15 protein-coding genes and 2 tRNA genes are annotated in these 20069 nt (G+C 39.3%); 9 read left to right on the plus strand and 8 right to left on the minus strand.

Annotated elements, in window-relative coordinates; translation table 11 throughout:
• Nucleotides 1–2694 (minus strand): phosphotransferase RcsD, encoded by a 2694-nt coding sequence (gene rcsD / locus M1F17_RS08555; RefSeq protein ID WP_318837360.1) that lies wholly within the window; start codon nt 2692–2694, stop codon nt 1–3.
• A gap of 212 nt (nt 2695–2906) precedes the next feature.
• Here rcsD and M1F17_RS08560 point away from each other — a divergent pair.
• The 3 genes from M1F17_RS08560 (at nt 2907) to lpxL (ending at nt 4568) form a co-directional block, all read left to right on the plus strand.
• Nucleotides 2907–2994, plus strand: a tRNA-Ser gene (locus M1F17_RS08560).
• Nucleotides 2995–2999: 5 nt separating this feature from the next.
• Nucleotides 3000–3075, plus strand: a tRNA-Thr gene (locus M1F17_RS08565).
• Between the two features lie 569 nt (nt 3076–3644).
• The gene (gene lpxL / locus M1F17_RS08570; protein ID WP_004259939.1) at nt 3645–4568 is read left to right on the plus strand and encodes an LpxL/LpxP family Kdo(2)-lipid IV(A) lauroyl/palmitoleoyl acyltransferase; all 924 of its coding nucleotides are present in this window, start codon (nt 3645–3647) and stop codon (nt 4566–4568) included.
• 482 nt (nt 4569–5050) lie between these two features.
• On the opposite strand, the gene gltP is transcribed toward lpxL, so the two are convergent.
• Complete coding sequence (gltP, locus tag M1F17_RS08575; protein ID WP_004259943.1) at nt 5051–6358, minus strand: glutamate/aspartate:proton symporter GltP; 1308 nt, start codon at nt 6356–6358, stop codon at nt 5051–5053.
• 563 nt (nt 6359–6921) lie between these two features.
• Entirely contained in the window at nt 6922–7584 is a 663-nt protein-coding gene (locus tag M1F17_RS08580) for a GntR family transcriptional regulator (protein WP_094962311.1), read from the minus strand.
• A gap of 404 nt (nt 7585–7988) precedes the next feature.
• Between M1F17_RS08580 and M1F17_RS08585 the strand changes: the two genes are divergently transcribed.
• From M1F17_RS08585 to M1F17_RS08605, 5 genes are read left to right on the plus strand one after another with little or no spacing between them, the layout of a single operon-like run.
• A complete protein-coding gene (locus tag M1F17_RS08585) occupies nt 7989–9230 on the plus strand; it encodes an NRAMP family divalent metal transporter (RefSeq protein ID WP_144140219.1) in 1242 nt (413 codons plus the stop codon).
• A 14-nt stretch (nt 9231–9244) separates the two neighbouring features.
• Nucleotides 9245–10024, plus strand: a complete 780-nt coding sequence (locus M1F17_RS08590) for a LamB/YcsF family protein (RefSeq protein WP_144140217.1) — start codon at nt 9245–9247, stop codon at nt 10022–10024.
• The gene (locus M1F17_RS08595) at nt 10021–10827 is read left to right on the plus strand and encodes a putative hydro-lyase (RefSeq protein ID WP_164455525.1); all 807 of its coding nucleotides are present in this window, start codon (nt 10021–10023) and stop codon (nt 10825–10827) included. The genes M1F17_RS08590 and M1F17_RS08595 overlap by 4 nt, the downstream gene beginning before the upstream one ends.
• Nucleotides 10828–10836: 9 nt before the next feature.
• A complete protein-coding gene (locus M1F17_RS08600) occupies nt 10837–12411 on the plus strand; it encodes a 5-oxoprolinase/urea amidolyase family protein (RefSeq protein ID WP_180312595.1) in 1575 nt (524 codons plus the stop codon).
• A 16-nt stretch (nt 12412–12427) separates the two neighbouring features.
• A complete protein-coding gene (locus tag M1F17_RS08605) occupies nt 12428–14167 on the plus strand; it encodes an acetyl/propionyl/methylcrotonyl-CoA carboxylase subunit alpha (RefSeq protein ID WP_180312596.1) in 1740 nt (579 codons plus the stop codon).
• 41 nt (nt 14168–14208) lie between these two features.
• On the opposite strand, the gene M1F17_RS08610 is transcribed toward M1F17_RS08605, so the two are convergent.
• On the minus strand, nt 14209–14478 hold the full coding sequence (locus M1F17_RS08610) for a hypothetical protein (RefSeq protein WP_004259979.1): 270 nt from the start codon (nt 14476–14478) through the stop codon (nt 14209–14211).
• Nucleotides 14479–14881: 403 nt separating this feature from the next.
• Between M1F17_RS08610 and M1F17_RS08615 the strand changes: the two genes are divergently transcribed.
• On the plus strand, nt 14882–15424 hold the full coding sequence (locus M1F17_RS08615) for a DUF924 family protein (protein ID WP_004259983.1): 543 nt from the start codon (nt 14882–14884) through the stop codon (nt 15422–15424).
• Nucleotides 15425–15481: 57 nt separating this feature from the next.
• On the opposite strand, the gene M1F17_RS08620 is transcribed toward M1F17_RS08615, so the two are convergent.
• The 4 genes from M1F17_RS08620 to M1F17_RS08635 form a co-directional block, all read right to left on the minus strand.
• Nucleotides 15482–16075, minus strand: a complete 594-nt coding sequence (locus M1F17_RS08620; RefSeq protein WP_094962316.1) for a molecular chaperone — start codon at nt 16073–16075, stop codon at nt 15482–15484.
• 152 nt (nt 16076–16227) lie between these two features.
• Complete coding sequence (locus M1F17_RS08625; protein WP_094962317.1) at nt 16228–17004, minus strand: dimethyl sulfoxide reductase anchor subunit family protein; 777 nt, start codon at nt 17002–17004, stop codon at nt 16228–16230.
• A gap of 1 nt (nt 17005) precedes the next feature.
• On the minus strand, nt 17006–17623 hold the full coding sequence (locus M1F17_RS08630; protein ID WP_036958092.1) for a DMSO/selenate family reductase complex B subunit: 618 nt from the start codon (nt 17621–17623) through the stop codon (nt 17006–17008).
• Nucleotides 17624–17634: 11 nt separating this feature from the next.
• Complete coding sequence (locus M1F17_RS08635; RefSeq protein WP_094962318.1) at nt 17635–20064, minus strand: DMSO/selenate family reductase complex A subunit; 2430 nt, start codon at nt 20062–20064, stop codon at nt 17635–17637.
• Nucleotides 20065–20069 lie beyond the last annotated feature (5 nt).

The following is a 20069-nucleotide window of genomic DNA, read 5'->3' on the forward strand; positions in this document are numbered from 1 at the left end:
TTATTGGTTACCTTCTGGCATTAGTTTTTTGACTGAATTATCCAGCACGCTAATGCAATTTTTTATTTCCAATCCGTTTTCATCTGCTATGTAACGCTCCAAATCTTCACAAAGTTCATGAAGATAAGTAAATTCGAGCATAGCAAAAACTCCTTTTAAACGATGTGCAGTGTTTTTCAATTCGGTCAAATCCTCAACACTTTCACTATTATACAGTTTATTAATATCTATCGGTACTGTTGTGATAAACAAATCTCGATATCCGCTATTTGCCAGTGCTAATTGATAACTTGTAATTGCATTTTCAATTGATTCATTCGAGTTCTGTGAAAGCGCTTGAGTACTAACATGGTCTGGAGGCAAAATATCAGCATGCTCATGCTCTGCGTTTTCGATCAATAATGAGATAGCATCAATTAATTCATCAGCAAAATTGTAGTTAGTTTCGATATAATGAGGTTGTAATTGATTAATCCCTAAAAGAGTACCATTTACTTTAACAATATTTTCAAAACATTCCTCATTATTATCAGTTATCAAAAGATCCCAGTCGGTGTGATGGGAACTTTCACTTAAGTCCAAATATTCTGCTCCATAATTTGTTAATATGTTCCTAACAATCCGTGAGATATCTGCATTATGTATATTTAAACGTATACAAACATCTTCCAATAAAGCTGGGAAGTCTTTGACGAGCATTTCTTTAGCTGCAGGAAGCGTAATTTCATAATGAGTGCCTATTGCATCACTAGAACGAATAGAAAAAGTACCATTCATTTTTTTAACCAGTAACTTACATAAATAAAATGTAATGCCTGAACGCGTAAAGTTAGAAGCATTCAAAATTTGCCCAGTAAAAGGACTGTGTAAATTACTAAGCTCAAGATTACTGACCCCAGTTCCACTGTCTTTAATACTCAATAAAATTACATTTTTATTGGCATCATAAGATAACGCGAATGAAATTTTTCCAAAAGAGGTTGTCGCAATAGAATAATCCCAAATTAGTTGTATTAACTGTTTTAAATAATCAGGGTTTGCCATGATCAGTGAATCTGGATTGAGATTATTATGAAAATAAAGTGCTAACCCCTTGTTATTGCATTGGGATAAATTTTGTTTCAAAAACTCGCTAACAAGATTACTGATAGAAACGTTTTCAGTTTTTACTGAGCTAGCTTGAGACTCAAGCTGATTTAATAAGTTAATGTTTTTAAACCAGCGATTGATATAAAAAAGCTGACTTTCAATTTCTAAAATAAATTCGCGGTTATTTACGCTGACTATTTCGGATAATTTAGTTAATTGTTCATCCACCTTAATTAGTGAGGGTAATATCTCAGTACACATATTCTCAAATACAATCTTACGCATGTGAATATTTTTTTTGTACTCACGATTCGCTAATTCTTGACGTTTTTGGGTCAATGCTTCTTTGTCTTTGTCGATAATAATAAAGAGAACGGTATTGGGTTTTGTCATGCTATTGACAAGAATAACTTCATAGATAATATTCTCGATAGAAACTTGGATAACATCATGGTTTTCTATCGCCATTTCTTTAATGTGAATAAGATCCATAGAAGGTAATAACTGGTTAGCAATATCATTGCTCAGAATCTTTTTGTTAGTATTAAAGTCATAAACCAAAATACCGTATGAAATATGGCTGATAATATCGCTTGTCAATGATTCATTAAAACTCAGCTCTTGCAACATATTTGTATTGGGCGAAATAAGGCGCTTACGAATGAATAGCATGATCAGTAAAGCGAAGAAGATCATAATAAGCATGCCAGTCATTAGCCATAAGTTATAGCCAATAACATTAAAGATAATACTTTTTAATGAGACATGGTAATAAAGTTGATAGCTGGTGCCATCAATAGGGTGGGAGAAAATGAGGTTAGTTCCGACCCAAGTTGTATGAGGTTCATTGCTTCCTGTGCTTGCAGGGCGTGTATTAATCGTAAAAAAATCCCCATTTAAATTTGGAGGGATCAGTGAATTGATAGAAATATCAAAGGATATGACACTCGTTAGCTGCCCTGGAGAATTAAACATTAGCCGGTAAGTATAGTAAAAAAGGTTATCGGGAGAGTACTTTTGAATATTTGAAATTATTTCCCGTCGGTCTAATAATGTTGATTGAGTCAACATATCAGCACGTTTTTCTTCAGCAGTTAATGTGAGATAACTTTCTTTAAAACGTAGCTCAGGTTTAAGTATTGAATGAGTGGTCACTAAGACTAGGGTATTGTCTAAGCCATTGAGATAATACATTGAGTTATATTCATTACGGGCTCCCCAGACAATCTCCATATAATTTGCAAGTTTAGATGCTAAAACATTACTACTTTGCTTATTATTGCCAAATACAATAGCATCGATGGATTGGTTGGCACTACTTAGCCAAAAAATATCATGGCGTATTCCTGTCACGGCAAGCTGATCAGCGGATGGGGTAGAGGATTTATTATTGGCAATTTTGTAGATATGGCTTGCTTGATAACGATAATCTTCGATTTGATACGCTAACCGACTAGCCATACTGTTCAAACTAGCCTGACGGCTTTGAACCAATGCTTGATAGTAGTTAAATAGTGATAAACAAAGCATCACTATCAGCAGTAAAATAAATGCTGCGAAAATACGAAAAAGAGTGTTTGGCTTTAATAATGATTGTTTGTACATACTGTAGCAAGTCGTCCCATCGGCAAAAGTATTATTAGGTTAAAAATCATACGCCTAGAGAAAGGATAGACACCGATTTTGCACAGATATTACCATTTTTCTTGGAAAAGAGAGAGCAATTGAGTGAAGATTAGCCAAACGAAGTAAAAAATCAATTTTTTTACTTTCAGGGGTAGACAAGTTGCTGGGATTCCTCCATAATCGCGCCCCATGGAGAGATGGCCGAGCGGTCGAAGGCAGCGGTCTTGAAAACCGCCGATGGGAAACCATCCTAGAGTTCGAATCTCTATCTCTCCGCCATATTCGCCGGCTTAGCTCAGTTGGTAGAGCAACTGACTTGTAATCAGTAGGTCACCAGTTCGACTCCGGTAGCCGGCACCAAATAAGAACCCGTTACATTTAATAGATGTAACGGGTTTTTTCTTGCTTGTAATCCATATTATTTAACTACCTTTAGTCGCTGATGTGACAAACTTCTGGCTCCATCACCAAAAGAACATCAATTTTTCTTTCCATCGCTGATTGTGGTGGCTTCTTGAAAGCACCAATAAAAAGTAACGATTAAATTGACAAAAATCAGCAAAAAAATTCGCAAAATGACAAAAGTGCATATTAATAGTGAGATTAATTAAGCCATATATGTGATAATTTTATCTGTTCCTTGCAGTTTAAGTGATTATGTTGTTGGCCTAACCGATGCATAGTTTTGATGAATAGAAAACGAACTTCACAGAGCTATTTATTAATTAGCCATATTAAAAATCAAATATTGCTTAATGGCTTGGAAAGATTATTCGGCTGTTATCTACTCGAAAGGGAGATGAACTGCAAGGTATTCAGATAGTTATGGGTGAAAACCCATCTTGTTGTAGTAATCATGTTGAATTTAAAAGACTAAATATTGTCTAAAATAGCGTGCATTCTGCAAAGGCGAAGTATTGGGAGATATAATGTACGCCAAAAACCCATTTTCACTGAAATTGGTCCACCCGAAGTATGTAGTAACTTGGGTGGGAGTTTTTATCTTATTTTTATTAGTTCAATTGCCGTATAAATGGCAAATGTGGCTTGGTGCTTTTTTAGGCAGTAATTCACGGTATTTTATTAAAAGAAGAGTATCAATCATTAAGCGAAATTTAGAATTGTGTTTCCCAAATAAAAACAAAAATGAAATAGATACTTTGGTGAATGATAACTTAAAATCTTTAGGTATCGCATTATTTGAAACTGGGATAGCCTGGTTTTGGAGTGATAAAAAAGTTAAAAAATTATTTCAAGTAAAAGGAATGTCCAATTACTTAGATGCTATTGCTAAAAATAAAGGTGTGATTATTGTTGGGGTCCATTTTATGTCACTTGAACTCGGTGGCCGGATTATGGGGCTTTGTTTTCCTGTTAATGCAATGTATCGTCCTCATAACAATAAAGCGATGGAATATATTCAGACAAAAGGGCGGTGTCGTTCAGGTAAAGGAATGATTGATCGTAAAAATTTAAAATTTATGGTTCAAGAGTTAAAAAGTGGTAAATCCATATGGTTTGCACCGGACCAAGATTTTGGAAGAAAAGGCACGATATTTGCGCCGTTTTTTTCTGTCAAAAATAGTTCCACGTCAAAAGGAACCTCAATACTTGCTCAATTATCTAAATCTCCAACACTCACGGTAACATTATTGAGAAATAAGAGCGGTGCTAATTATGATTTGGTACTGGGAAAAGAAATACTAGAATACCCAAGCTCTGATGCATTACAGGATGCAACAATAATTAACTCTATCTTAGAGGTTGAAATAATGAAAGCGCCCGAGCAGTACCTTTGGGCTCATCGCCGGTTTAAAACCCGGCCTGAAGGAGAAGTGTCACTTTATAGCTAGTTTTATATTTATCTATGGCACTTTAAAATTCATAATAATAGACGAGATAAACACATGTTTTATCTCGTCTATTAACAATTTATAGCCTTGTTTAGCACAAGGTTATCGTTATAACCAGCTGTGTAGCATAAAGTATGATAATGAAAATATAAAAATTACCATTAGGTGTTGGAGCACCTTTAAAAACAAAAGAAATCTTCTTACTTGATTCATTGTTTCCTGCTTTGGCGAATATAATAAACGGCTAATTAAAACTCTTTTTTAGTGTAGTTCCACTAATAATAAAATACCAATTTCCATTAAAAAAATTAAAGAAATGTGAAATAAATTACACTTAATAAGTAAAAATAACTAAGTTAATGAGTAATTAATAAATAATAAAATATCTGGTCATTTATTACGTAAAATACGTAAAAATCGAATAGCCTTCAATAACGATGTTAATCGAAGGCTATTCTAATATAGAGTTACTTTAGAATAAACTAAAAACTTTCTTCATATTCACGAGCTTTTTTATCGTCATAGTTATGTTCCCATTTGGCAATAACAAGTGCGGCTAGCGCGTTGCCTACAACGTTAAGTGCAGTACGTGCCATATCAAGAATTCTGTCAACACCCGCAATGAATGCTAACCCTTCTAGTGGGATACCGACACTTCCTAATGTGGCAAGCAGAACAACAAATGAAACTCCAGGGACACCCGCAATGCCTTTAGATGTGATCATAAGGGTAAATACTAAGATTAGTTCTTGCCCAATGGAGAGTTCGATACCATAGAGTTGGGCAATAAAAATAGCAGCAATACTTTGGTATAATGTAGAGCCATCTAAGTTAAATGAATAGCCAATTGGAATAACAAAGCTTGTTACGGATTTAGGAGCGCCATATTTTTCCATTTTATCCATAATACGAGGAAGTACGGTTTCAGAACTGGCTGTTGAGTAAGCGAGCAATAACTCATCTTTTAATATTTTCATTAAAGTGAAAATATTTATTCGACAATAACGAGCGACTAATCCTAGTACAACTACAGCAAAAAATATAATTGCACAATGGACGAGGATAACAAGTTTTAATAAAGGAACTAATGATGAAAAGCCGAAGTTAGCGACGGTAACGGATATTAATGCGAAAACCCCGATTGGGGCATACATCATAATCATATTTGTTACACGGAACATTGTTTCAGAGAAAGTCTGTAATACATTGAGTAACGGTTGTTTCTTCTCTGATGGTAAAGAAGAGAGCCCCAAGCCAAATAATACAGCAAAAAAGATGACTGGTAGCATATCACCACTTGCCATCGCTGCGAAAATATTACTCGGAACTAAAGTTAAGATCGTATTAATGATCCCCGAAGGGTGGCTTTCGACTTCTTGAGTGGTTTTTTCATATTGAGAAATATCGACCTGCGTTAATTGCGACATATCGATACCAACACCAGGCTGGAATATATTGGCAAAAGAGATACCGACGATAATGGCAATTGTAGTGATAATTTCGAAATAAAGGATAGTTTTAAAGCCGAGAGAACCTAATTGCTTAGTATTACCAACCCCGGCTATTCCAACAATTAGAGTCGATATAACAATAGGAACAACAATCATTTTGATTAACTGAATAAATATTTTACCTGCCGGGGAAAGAATATTTAGAATCAACCAATCTTTGTACTCTGTATTATCATGTAAAAGTGCACCAGCAATAACACCTAAAATAAGAGCAACCAGTATTTGCCATCCTAGGCCAAATTTAAACAGTTTCTTTTTAGTCACTTGGTTTAATGTCATAATGAAATCTCATTTTATATTAATAATTTTTATGTATGTGTTGTTATTATCATAAATTTTATATCGAATATTCGAGAAAACTACAACTATTAACTCGATAAATTTGAGTAATTTCAATATGTAATTTATATCAATATGTTTATTATGTTAAATTTAGATAGTAAAATAGCGATGCATGTTAAATGTTATGGATTTTTGTTAATAATCAGTAGATTTTAAGGTGAAGTTGTCATTTTAATTAAATGTAAGCAATTATTTTAAATTGTTAATGATATTGCTTTTTTGTTACTTATTTTTTCGCGAATAAAACTAGATAGAGTAAAAAACAACCTCTAAAAATAATCTTTTTATTGAAAAGTCAGCAGAATATAATTTTCTGTATAACTCATTCAATTTAATAAGTTAATAAAAAAAGAATTTAATTTGAGCTAATCATTATTAGAAGAATAGGAATTATTAAAATATCAAGGTATGACTATAAATGACCACCTACTAAAGTTTATGTAATGAAATTAGTAAGGGATGAGCGAGTTAAATAAGAAAACTATTAATATTAAAGCAACTCAAAGTGCAGATTGTTTCCGTTTAAATGCAGCGAGTAATGTGCGTTCAGAAAGGTCTAAGTAATCACGTAACATATTAGAGGCATCTAAATTTTGGCCAGAGTCTAATAATCTAAGAATAGAATGGTTTTTATCAATATAGGGAGCATATAAAATTTTAGGGTCATTAAGATGACCAAAGGCCAGCCGTAATTCAGCGGATACATTACGGTATAATTTAATTAAGCGTTCGCTGTCAGATAGCTCAACAATGGCAGTATGAAATTTCATATTTGCAGTTCCTACACCCACCCAATTTTCTGTCTTTTCATGTTCACGAGCTTCTTGAACAGCATCTTTCATTTTTTGAACTGATGGATGCAAGGCATATGCATGAGTTAGTGCATCACATTCAATGAGTCGGCGAACTTGATAAATATCGATAATGGCAGCCATATCAGGCACTGAGACAAATACGCCCTTATTTGGGGCATAAGTTAATAAACCTTCCTGTGTGAGTACGCGAAAAACTTCTCGCAATGTATTTCGAGAAATATCGAGTTCCTCACTTAATGCTGCTTCAGATAAGCGTTGACCTGGTGTGATCTCCCCAACTGTTATCTTATGGCGTATAACTTCTGCAATAGTGACAGATAAAGTTTGTACAACAGGTTGTTTTTTCATAATAAAGGCTAATTTTAGTCTCAGGGGTGATAAGGCGTTATATTCCCATATTCAAGTTATAGCAGCAAGTTTCCTTTCTCTATTACTTATTCCATTCCATATATTTGCACAAGAATAGTGAAATTTAAATTTATTGCATCAATTTGGTGCAAATTGCTCGATAAACAATATGGTTTGTCAGCCAAAATTGTTAAAAAAGTGATCTCGTCTTGATTTTTAAACCAGCAATTACGATTTTTATTGATTGTTTATTCATCATTTAATACTAATTGTTCAACAATCTATTAAAAATGAATTAACAATACAGCTAACAAGTAGAACAATGGCACGATAATTGCCTTAGTGATTGTGACATCAACAACTACATTAATAATTAAAACAATAACTATTAGAGGAGTATTCATATGGCAGCTCAAGAAAGTGCACCAAGTACTGCTGAATATGTGAAAAGCCGCCGTTCATCACTGATAAGCGCAATCTTTTTAATGGCAACCTCAGCCATTGGGCCTGGGTTTATCACACAAACTGCGACTTTTACCGTGACATTAGGAGCCGCTTTTGCCTTCGGGATATTAGCGTCTATTGTGATTGACTTCATTGTGCAGCAAAACATATGGCGGGTTGTTACCCTGACTAAAATGCACTCATCCGAAATTGCGAATGCCACAATTCCTGGGAGTGGCTATTTATTAGCGATATTAGTTATTTTTGGCGGGCTAATATTTAATATTGGCAATATAGCTGGTGCAGGTTTAGGGCTTAATGCGTTAGTCGGATTAGACCCGAAATGGGGCGGTTTGATTAGTGCATTATTGGCAATTTATATTTTTTCCTCCCGTAAGGCCAGCACCTTTATCGATAGGTTAATCATTGGGTTAGGTGTAGTAATGATTGGCTTAACTTTATTTGTCGCTATCGCATCAAACCCACCTGTTGGGGAAGCATTACGTCAAAGCGTATTACCTGACACAGTTGATTTTGCCATGATAACCACCATTGTTGGGGGCACTGTCGGGGGATATATCTGTTATGCAGGTGCTCACCGTTTATTAGATAAAGGCGCTGTTGGTATTGAAAACATTAAAGTTGTTTCTAGCGCAGCCACAAAAGGTATCCTAGTTGTTGGGCTGATGCGTTATATTTTGTTTTTGGCTATCTTAGGTGTAGTCGCAAGTGGTGTGACTATTGATATTTCTGGTCATGCGGCCAACCCAGCATCTCAAGCATTTCAGGCTGCCGCAGGTAACTTTGGTTTACGTATCTTTGGTTTAATTCTATGGGCTGCGGCACTCACCAGTGTAATTGGTGCGGCTTATACCTCTATGAGCTTCTTAACGGCATTTAAGTCTTCTATCACAGAAAGGCAACGTAATGTCGCAACTATCATATTTATCGCAGTTTCTCTGGTTGTCTATTTATTCATGGGAACAGCCCCTGCGGCATTATTGGTTTTTGCTGGTGGTTTCAATGGGCTAATTTTACCTATTGGTTTAACTTTATTTGTTTATATCGGTTGGAAACGCTCAGATTTAATGTCGGGCTATCATTATCCGCGTTGGCTATTATGGTCTGGTGTCGTGACGTGTGCACTCACTTGGTATATGGGCGCAATGTCTGTCGGTACAATTTTTAATTATCTGAAATAACTCAAGGAGTGATCATGAAAAAGCAGGTTGATTTAAACAGTGACCTTGGGGAAAGTTTTGGACAATGGGAAATGGGCAATGATACCGACATTCTGCCTGTTGTTAGCAGTGCGAATATTGCTTGTGGTTTCCATGCGGGTTCACCAGAAGGGATATTAAAAACCCTTAAAGCCGCAAAAGAAAATGGGGTTGCTGTTGGTGCTCATGTGGGCTATCCCGATTTAGTGGGTTTTGGTCGACGTAATATGGATATTGCATCGAATGAATTAACCGCAGACGTAATTTACCAAATTGGTGCATTACAAGGGTTAGCAACCGCAGCAGGGACACAAGTTTTATATGTTAAACCTCATGGCGCATTGTATAACACGATTGCTCATGATAAACGCCAAGCAATGGCTGTGATTGATGCGATATTAGCCATTGATAAGCGATTGATATTAGTGGCGTTAGCTGGAGCCCCGATAATTGAGTGGGCACGAGATAGTGGGCTAAATGTAGTTGCCGAGGCCTTCGCTGATCGCGCATATAACAGCGATGGCACATTGGTATCCCGAAAATTAGCCGGTTCAGTATTACATGACCCACAGATAGTTGCAGACCGCATGTTGCAGTTGGTCATGGAAGGCGGAGTGATGTCGATTGATGGAAAATTTACACCTGTTGACGCTGGGTCGATTTGTGTTCATGGGGATAGCCCTGGCGCCCTTGAAATGGCGAAACAGGTGCGAGCCGTATTAGAACAACAAGGTATTGAAATTTATGGTTTTGCCCATAAAGGAGATCATGAATGACACAGCTAATGAAAGCATCACTGCAGGCCATCGAAGCTGCTCGCCTTGCACGGCAAGCTATCCGCGAAGGATATGACAAACCAACAGCAGGCCTTGCCCCGGGTATGACTCAAGCCAACATGATTGCGTTGCCACGTGACTGGGCATTTGACTTCTTATTATATGCTCAGCGTAACCCAAAGAGCTGCCCTGTTTTAGACGTATGTGAAGCAGGGAGCTGGCAAACTGTCCTAGCTGAAGGTGCCGATTTACGCACGGATATCCCACGTTACCGTGTGTGGGAAAAAGGACAATTAATTGATGAAATTACGGATGCGACAGCAATCTATCAACAACATCCTGATTTAGTCACTTTTTTAATTGGTTGCAGTTTTACATTCGAAACGCCAATGATTGAAGCAGGTATTGATATACGGCATATCACGGATAAATCGAATGTTCCGATGTATAAGACTAATCGTCTTTGTCGCCCAGCAGGGCGTTTACAAGGCGAATTAGTGGTTTCAATGCGACCAATACCTGCAAATCGCGTGGCTGATGCAGTGAGTATTACTGGTCGGTTTCCCGCAGTGCATGGCACTCCTGTTCATATTGGTGCGCCAGAACAATTAGGTATTGCTGACATTATGCAGCCTGACTTCGGTGATGCGGTTCGTATTGAAGAGGGCGAAATTCCCGTTTTTTGGGCTTGCGGTGTAACGCCTCAAGCGGCAGTAATGAAATCTGGGGTTCCATTCGCATTAAGCCATGCACCCGGTTACATGTTTATTACGGATGTACCTGATGCCGCATATCACATATAGAGGTGCCAATTGAGATTTTTACCCGTCAATTTAAGTGCTTTTATGGTGGAGTTGGAATGTCTTGAACAAACAATGGCATTGGCTGATTCTTTAACAGAAATGCCCATTTATGGGATTGATGAAATAACACCAGCAGCAAGGACGATTTTAATTCGTTACAACCCGTTCAGGATTGATGTAAATGAGTTGGTTGAAAAGATATCGGTTAGGGATGTGTCGAGAAGAGTTGGTAAGGCCAGTAAATTGGTCACTATCCCTGTTCATTACAATGGAGAGGATCTTTCGGATGTTGCAGCGCATTTAGGGATATCCACTGCAGAAGTGATACGTCGTCACACAGAAAATGAATTTCAGGTTGCATTTAGCGGTTTTGCTCCGGGTTTTGGTTACATGGTGTCGAAAGGCGCTAATCTGAATGTTCCAAGGCGTCAATCACCAAGAGTGCGTATCCCTGCGGGATCTGTTGCCTTAGCCGGGGAGTTTAGCAGTGTTTATCCACAAGCTAGCCCAGGGGGATGGCAGTTAATCGGTGTGACTGAGCTATTAATGTGGGATATCAATCGACCAGAACCCGCACTTGTTCAGGCAGGCATGCGGGTAAACTTTGTTGATGCAACAAAAAGCCAGATTAGCTATAGCTTGCCAACTAAAGTAAGTATTGAAAAAAATGCTGAGAATGTCAGTGCTGATTTAACCGTTTTAGCGACAGGATTACAGGTTTTATTTCAAGATTTAGGGCGTATTGGCCAATCAGCATTAGGTATTTCAGAATCTGGCAGTATGGATAAATCGGCATTGCGTAGTGCAAACCGTATTGTGGGGAATAAATCAGACTCCGCCGTTTTAGAGATAACGCAAGGTGGGTTTAAGGCACAAGTGCACAAAGACCTTATTATTGCAGTGACTGGTGCGCCTTGTTCTATTGAGGTTATTACGGAAGAACACCAACAATATCAAGTTAATACTTATCAACCGATTCATTTAGCAAAAGGCGACACCATTAAATTAAGCCGTCCGAACAAAGGTGTACGTAGTTATTTCGCTGTGCGGGGTGGTTTTAATATTGAACCTATTTTATCGAGTTGCTCGTTTGATACGCTGGCGCAAGTTGGCCCAGCCCCAATCAAGGTAGGTCAAACATTAACGGTTAGCACTGATTCGTCTCCATTAGCCGTTTCATTAAATGAGACACCTGCTTTTGATTACCCAGCAGAAAATGATGTTGTGGTTTTGGATGTGATATTGGGACCTCGAACGGATTGGTTTACAAAACAAGCCGTTGGCCAACTAACAAGGCAATTATGGCAAGTCACTGCGTCATCAAATCGAATAGGCCTGCGCTTATCTAGTGAAAAACCGTTAGAGCGCGAACAACTACAGGAGCTACCGAGTGAAGGAACTTGCATTGGGGCTATTCAAGTGCCAGCAAATGGCCAGCCCGTTTTGTTTCTCAATGATCACCCTTTAACCGGCGGTTATCCCGTCATTGGCGCGGTATGTGAATACCATTTGGATTTAGCAGGGCAAATCCCTGTGAATGCCAAAATACGTTTTAATCCACTTGGTGAATTTAAAGTATTATAAGGGAGCCATTGTGCTTATGAAAATGAATAACAACAAAAAACATAAAGTATTGATTGCTAATCGAGGCGAAATTGCAGTTCGTATTATCCGTGCATGTCGTGATTATGGTTTCCAGTCTGTTGCGGTTTATGCGGACAGTGACATTGAAGCTCTCCACGTCAAAATGGCTGATGAAGCCTACGGGCTTGGGGGAAACTCGCCAGCAGAAAGTTATTTAAATATTGAAAAGTTGATTAGTATCGCTCAGCAGTCTGGTTCAACTATGGTGCATCCGGGGTATGGTTTTTTATCTGAACGCGCTGAATTTGCGCGTGCAGTTGAAGCCGCAGGGTTAATCTGGATTGGGCCTAGCGCAAACAGCATTGATATACTAGGGGATAAGGTTCAAGCTCGCCATATTGCAATGCAAGTCGGTGCACCGCTAGTGGTTGGTACAAAAGACCCTGTGAATAGTGCACAAGAAGTACTGGAATTTGCTCATCAACATGGTTTACCTATTGCCATTAAAGCGGCATTTGGTGGTGGTGGCCGAGGGCTAAAAGTAGCTTGGCAACTCCATGAAGTTGAAGAACTTTATCATTCAGCTGTGCGTGAAGCGACCGCGGCATTTGGCCGAGGTGAATGTTTTATTGAACAATTTTTGCATAACCCTCGGCACATTGAAGCCCAAGTTATTGCAGATACGCATGGCAACGTGCTGGTGGTGGGAACACGTGATTGTTCACTACAACGGCGTAATCAAAAACTGGTTGAAGAGTCGCCAGCCCCTTTTTTATCGGAGAAGCAACAACAGCAAATTATCCAAGCCTCAACGGATATTTGCCGCAAAGCGGGCTATGTGGGAGCAGGAACCGTTGAATTTTTGCTAAGCCAAGATGGAACGCTGTCATTTTTAGAAGTGAATACGCGCTTACAGGTTGAGCACCCAGTCACAGAGGAAACCGCAGGGATTGACTTAGTGATTGAGCAGTTACGTATTGCGGAAGGTTTACCTTTAAGTATTAATGAGATGCCGACTCCTCGAGGGCATGCGTTTGAATTTCGTATTAATGCCGAAGATGCTGGGAATGGTTTTTTACCGACCCCCGGCACTATTACTGTTTTTGATGCACCAACGGGGCCGGGAGTCCGTGTTGATAGTGGCGTAACGGCAGGGACAACAATACCGGGTACCTTTGATTCATTAATGGCCAAATTAATTGTCGTGGGGAGTACACGTGACCAAGCTATTTCGCGTGCACGTCGAGCACTGGCAGAATTTAATATTGAAGGTGTTGCATCCGTATTACCATTCCATCGTGCAGTAATAGAACAAGCTGATTTTTGTGATAATTTTAGTGTACATACGCGTTGGATAGAGACTGAATTTAATGTGGAAATTCCACCAGCAAAACGGCAAATTCCATTATCGGATCCTGCGATGACTCGTACTTTTATTGAAATTGATGGGAAGCGTTGTGAGCTAGGTTTGCCCACTCAACTTTTTTCTGGTTTCTCAGTCAATAATTCAGCGGCATCCCATTCGGCCCCTCAATTAGTTGATAATCCTGATGCGGTCAACGCACCTATTTCCGGGATATTATTTAACTGGCTGATCCCTCAAGGAAATAATGTTTCTGAAGGGGATGTAATTGGTGTAATGGAAGCCATGAAAATGGAAGTGCAAATTGTTGCACACCGAACAGGAACGTTGAAGTATTGCGCTACTAAAGGGGATTTTGTTGAAGCAGAAAGCCCAATAGCTGAAATTATTTAGTTTGATGCCAATTAAGTTTGAGCTAAAGGAGTTAGCTCAAACTAACGGGAAATTCGCTCTGGCAGTGTTCTTAGAGGAAGATGAGGCGCAGGAATAGCATGTTTTTCTTCAGCGGTCATTTCATTGCTATCGCGGTAAACCTCACCACAGAGAAAGTAGAGATTCGGTCGTTTTGATTCTAGGTATTTTTTTCGGCTCATGCATTGTTCTTGTGTAAAAATAGTTTCAGTCACCGGTAATGCATCGCATGAATCCGTACCACAAGGGCTAACCCATAACGCCCAACCAATGAGTACCATATGTCCTGCCATTTACATTGCCTTCCTTAATAAGAACCAATATGAACCGCTGAAAGTGATGACTGCAAGTAACTATCTAATTCACATACGCATTATAGGTTAAATTCTAACATTGAGTTAACCAAATGTATGTATTTAGGCATGATGAATTGTTTCATTCACACTAAAAAGCAAATCGTTATAAATTAAAAAGTTGGGAATTATCATAAGTAGAAAATAAATGATTTGATAATAAATAAAGTAGTATATTGTTAAAATTACACTATCAATATTGCATGTTTTTTTGGTGTCAGATCGCAAAAAAACAAAATAATTATCTACAAACAGCCGATATTAGAGCTCAAGCCTGTCAATTAAGGCTATTTTTAACTAGGATTATGACAACCTCTAATAAGAAAACAGATAGGAATAAATCATGAATGCCATGGAAGAAGTGCTTTCATTTTGGTTTGAGGAATCGACACCAAAACAATGGTTTGAAAAAAGCGCTAAGTTTGATTTGACGATAGCACAACGGTTTGCTCATATCTGTGAACGTGCAGCTAAGGGAGAATTAGCTTATTGGCGGGCATCCATTCGTGGACGTTTAGCGGAAATTATTGTTCTAGACCAGTTTTCACGTAACTTATGGCGTGATACACCACGGTCTTTTGCTCAAGATGGGATGGCTTTAGCATTAGCGCAAGAGGCGATTAAGCAACATGATTATAACCTTCTGACGCTGTCACAGCGCAAGTTTGTTTTAATGCCATTTATGCACTCTGAATCCAGTTTTATACATTTACAGGCGGTTGAGCTATTTCGCATGCTGGGTGATGACGGTACATTAGATTTTGAAATGAGACATAAAGCGATTATTGATAAATTTGGCCGTTATCCTCACCGTAATGAAATTTTAGGTCGGCCATCAACACAAGAAGAAATTGCATTTTTACAAGAGCCAAACTCTTCTTTTTAGACTAAAACCAAATGAGCCCATATTTTGTTTAACTAGCTCATTTGGTTTAGTTTTTATTTAGCGAAATAATTCAGCCCTGACTGGCGATAATTCTAATTTCAATTGTAGTGATTTGAGGTAAATTTCAGTGATCTGTGCAAGGCTAGGGTAAAAAGTGGACTCTGTTTTGCTTTGCTGCACTAGCTCTAAATAGCGATACGCCCAAGGTAACAAATGTTGCTCAAATAGAGCAATAACAGCGCTGTCGTCCTCTTGCTCTGCTAACGCAGAAACTGCCATCATCATTAAGCCAAATTGGTCTTCAGGTTCACGGATTCCAGTATCAGTGACTAAACCTTTCGTTTGCAAAAAGTCGCGATAAGCCGCAGTTGACTCACCCATAATAGTATTATCATGCTCTAAGTACACAGAGCCCCAAGGCGGAGCAGGCATACTGCCTTGTCCTTCGAATAAGATGGAATAATCATAAGAGATATCATCAGGTTGTGTTTGTGACAACGAAGTACAAATAGCCTGAATTTTCTCTGGGTTATCCCATGTACATAACTGTGGTAGTTCACCCAAGACAGAGTAAACGTTACGTAAAGTGTCCGATTGCGGAGGGTAGTAGAAAAACGCACCAAGGATGCGGATCATTGTCGTGTCAATCATATTATTTTATCCGTCTTATTTCGCGCTAAAGCATGACATCATTATTTAATTTCCTGCTACTGTATCAATGCAGGTGGTGTTGAAGATATCTAAACAAAGAACCCCAAATGGGGTTCTTTTATGAAACACTATAACATAGTAATAACAATGCCTTACATGGTTATTTGCCACAAATTATAGAATGCAATGCGGCCAGCCAGTTCAGCTAATAATACTGCGGCGGCACAAGTTGCTAATGTCGCTTTTGGTGCGCGGTGCTTTAACGCCATACCAACGAAAGCAGCTAAAGCAATAGCTAAAACAACAACTTGGAAGCCCCAGAAGCCTGTTTGTTCACCGCTAAGAGCGGGACCTGTTTCTGCTAAAAAGGCTTGATAACCCGCACGGCTTGCAAAAATAGCAAAAGTACCAATTAAGAACGAAGCAATACCTAAGCCACGAGCACCGATTGCAATGGCGAGCGCACCGCCACCGACTAACATCGTCATCCACATTTGCAGTGTGGTATAACCGGTGTCCCAGTTAGCAATAGTGGCGATGTTGTACACTTGAGGTATTGACCAAACAAATGCAAGTCCAGAAACTACCGCGGCAATATTAGCCAGCTCACGTAATAACGTATGTTTGAAAAACAAAGTAAAAAATAACGTTGCAGCAGCGCACCCAACAAATACGCCACTTAAGAACGCTTCATTACTCATTGGCGAACGGCCTACACCCAGTAGCATATTAAAGAAGCGTAGTGGCTGGCCAACGTGTAACCCACCGATACCTAAACCTATTATCATAATAATAAAGGCCACGATATTGGCAATTTTTAGCTGATTATCGTCAATAGAACCCATTCTACGGCTAATATAAGCGAGTAAGAAAAGCCCTGCAGCGGACTGTCCTAAGACGGTGAAAAAAACGAGTGGTAATTCATGCATCTTACACCTCCGCAGGGTTTTTTAATTCGCCACTTTTATCGCCAAATGGCTTCGCATCTTTATGTGGTTTGATGACAATATTCGGGTTCGTCAGGCTTGGGTCTGGCATTGGAGCAATGCCACACTCTGTGCCGTGTAACTCACGAAGAACATTAATGTCATCAAAATCTAAAGCACGCTGCGGGCAAGATTCAACACAAACAGGTTTCATCCCTTTTGCGACGCGCTCATAGCAGCCGTCGCATTTACTCATTAGTTTCTTCTTCTCATCAAATTGTGGGGCGCCATACGGGCAGCGCAACTCACAATAACGGCAACCAACACAAATAGATTGGTCAACCACGACTAAACCATCTTCTTCTCGTTTATGCATTGCACCGGTTGGGCAACCCGCGACACATGTCGGGTTTGAACAATGGTTACATGAAATAGAAAGATAGTAACTAAAGACATTTTGCTGCCAAATACCATCTTGTTTTTGCCAACTACCGCCACCGAACTCGTAGACACGACGGAATTTTGGGCCTAAATCTAAATCTTTTTCATCCTTACAACTGACTTGGCATGTTTTACAGCCAGTGCATTTTGTGGAGTCAAAGTAAAAGCCATATTGTTTCATCATTCAACTCCTTAAGCGCGTTTAACTTCAACAAGGTTAGTATGTTGTGGGGTACCTTTAGCCAATGGCGAAGGAACATGCGATGTCAGTGTATTGATACAACCACCGACATCTAGCCCATCATTATTAAGAGTACGCCATGCACCTTGTGGAACGGCGATAACACCGGGTAATACACGCTCTGTCACTTTCACTTTAATTTGAATACGACCACGATCATTAAATATTTCAGCCATATCACCATTATTCAAGCCGCGTTGCTGGGCATCGACTGGGTTGAGCCAAAACTGATGTGGAATGGCTTCACGTAGCATAGCAACATTGTAATATGATGAATGCACATGGCCTTTATCATGAAAGCCCGTCATTAATAGCGGATGCTTTTGTTGGCTTGCTTGGGCTTCAACACCTTCTTTATTGACGCAATACTCAGGAATGGCAGGAATACGTTGGCCTTCTGGTAATTCCCAATTTTTAACACGTTCAGCTAGTTGTTCTGAATAGATTTCCACTTTACCTGACGGCGTTTTCAATGGGTTATTGATTGGGTCATCACGGAATTTCTTCAATGCAATATTTTCTGAGCTGTTCAGGAACTTACGGTCGATAATGCCCGCACCGTCGGTTTCGCTGAATTCAGGTAAATGAGGCATTTTTTCACGTGTTTTGTTATAACAGAACTCAATCCATTCAGCGTAGGTACGGCCTTCGGTGAATTGTTCTTTTACACCCATTTTTTCAGCAATTTCTGCTAACACATCGTAATTAGGGCGATTTTCCCACAGTGGCTCAATGGCATTTTGTAGGCGAACTAAATAATGATACGCACCACTTGCATAGGAGTTATTGATTAAATCGTTGGTTTCTACAGTTGTGACATCCGGTAACAATAAGTCTGCATATTTTGCGGATGGGGTATCATGGTTATCCCATACTAGAATGAATTCACATTTGGATTCATCTGCAAGTATTTCATGGGTTTTATTTAAATCGCCATGTTGGTTACCAATGACATTACTGGAGTAGCACCACATAAACTTGATATCGTTGTTTAGTTTATCGACACCTTTAATGCCACCATTCTCTGCGGTCAATTCTTTCCCGCGAACAATTGCTTCTGACCACATATAAGTCGGAATCAAGGCTTTTACTGGGTTAGGTAAAGCAAAACCTGCAACAGGATAAGCGTAGCTGTTACCCCACAGCCCAGTGTTAGTTCCTGCACGACCAATGTTCCCAGACATCAACGGTAACATCATAATAGAACGACAAGCTTGCTCGCCATTCTCTGTGCGCTGTAAGCCCCAGCCTTGTGAGATCCATGCTCTATTTGCATTACCGATTTCACGTGCAAGTTGTTTAATACGTGCGACTGAGATACCCGTTAATTTGCTCGCCCACTCAGGGGTTTTTGCGATGCCATCAGGGCCATTACCTAAAATATAATCTTTATATGATGCATTGCGTGGTGCAGAAGCAGGTAAGGTAGACTCATCCCAACCAACACAATAGTTGTTTAGGAATTCTTCGTCAGTCAGGCCTTCTTCGATCATGACATAACCGAGAGCAGCAACTAATGCAGCGTCAGTACCTGGGTAAATAGGTATCCATTCTGCGCCAAGCGTTGTGACGCTATCAGTGCGACGCGGGTCAATAATGATAACTTTTGCTTTGCTTTTATCTAACGCATTGAGGGTTTCGTAAAATTGACCGCCCCCAGACATACGCGTTTCAGCAAGGTTGTGACCAAACATGACGACTAAATCTGAGTTTTGGATTTCAGATAAATAGGATTCTTCAATACTGCCATATACGTAAGGCGTGATTTCCATTAATTGCGCATATGAATATGTGCCATAATCACCCAAGAAACCACCGGTTAAGCTTAATAAACGTTTACAAGCAGCACGACCGTGTAAGTTTGCGCCTGTTGAACCCGAGCCATATTGATAGTAAATGGCATCACTTCCATATTTATCAATAGTATACTGCAGTTTTTCGGCGATAATGGTTGTTGCCTCATCCCATGAGATCTTTTTAAATTTACCTTCACCGCGTTTACCAACTCGTACCATTGGGTATTTTAAACGGTCTGGGTTATAGGTTTTCCAGCGCACTGAACGGCCACGCAAACATGGGCGGATTTGGTGTTCACCTAACGTTGAGTCGTCATACATTGTTTCATTGGAAATGCGGCTGATAACACCGTCTTTCACATGAACTTTTAATGGACAGCGGCTACCACAGTTTACTAAGCATGCGCTATAGCTGATTTTTTCGCTGACTTCGTCAGGCATGATCGCTGGTGTTTTTGCTTGAGCAGCAAAAGGAAGAGTGATTGAGCCAGCAACAGCAGCGACACCCGCAACGGTTGCAGAGGTTTGTATAAACTCCCTCCTGCTCAGTTCTCCAAATTGAGTATTTATTTTATTTTTATGCATTGACA

It is taken from the genome of Providencia sp. PROV073, assembly GCF_033688125.1.
In the GTDB taxonomy this organism is placed as follows: Bacteria; Pseudomonadota; Gammaproteobacteria; order Enterobacterales; family Enterobacteriaceae; genus Providencia; species Providencia hangzhouensis.

Bases quoted from the DNA above. Each gene is read 5' to 3' on its own strand.
- rcsD (WP_318837360.1), bottom strand. From the start codon at position 2,694: ATGTACAAACAATCATTATTAAAGCCAAACACTCTTTTTCGTATTTTC.
- lpxL (WP_004259939.1), top strand. From the start codon at position 3,645: ATGTACGCCAAAAACCCATTTTCACTGAAATTGGTCCACCCGAAGTAT.
- gltP (WP_004259943.1), bottom strand. From the start codon at position 6,358: ATGACATTAAACCAAGTGACTAAAAAGAAACTGTTTAAATTTGGCCTA.
- M1F17_RS08580 (WP_094962311.1), bottom strand. From the start codon at position 7,584: ATGAAAAAACAACCTGTTGTACAAACTTTATCTGTCACTATTGCAGAA.
- M1F17_RS08585 (WP_144140219.1), top strand. From the start codon at position 7,989: ATGGCAGCTCAAGAAAGTGCACCAAGTACTGCTGAATATGTGAAAAGC.
- M1F17_RS08590 (WP_144140217.1), top strand. From the start codon at position 9,245: ATGAAAAAGCAGGTTGATTTAAACAGTGACCTTGGGGAAAGTTTTGGA.
- M1F17_RS08595 (WP_164455525.1), top strand. From the start codon at position 10,021: ATGACACAGCTAATGAAAGCATCACTGCAGGCCATCGAAGCTGCTCGC.
- M1F17_RS08605 (WP_180312596.1), top strand. From the start codon at position 12,428: ATGAAAATGAATAACAACAAAAAACATAAAGTATTGATTGCTAATCGA.
- M1F17_RS08610 (WP_004259979.1), bottom strand. From the start codon at position 14,478: ATGGCAGGACATATGGTACTCATTGGTTGGGCGTTATGGGTTAGCCCT.
- M1F17_RS08615 (WP_004259983.1), top strand. From the start codon at position 14,882: ATGAATGCCATGGAAGAAGTGCTTTCATTTTGGTTTGAGGAATCGACA.
- M1F17_RS08620 (WP_094962316.1), bottom strand. From the start codon at position 16,075: ATGATTGACACGACAATGATCCGCATCCTTGGTGCGTTTTTCTACTAC.
- M1F17_RS08625 (WP_094962317.1), bottom strand. From the start codon at position 17,004: ATGCATGAATTACCACTCGTTTTTTTCACCGTCTTAGGACAGTCCGCT.
- M1F17_RS08630 (WP_036958092.1), bottom strand. From the start codon at position 17,623: ATGAAACAATATGGCTTTTACTTTGACTCCACAAAATGCACTGGCTGT.
- M1F17_RS08635 (WP_094962318.1), bottom strand. From the start codon at position 20,064: ATGCATAAAAATAAAATAAATACTCAATTTGGAGAACTGAGCAGGAGG.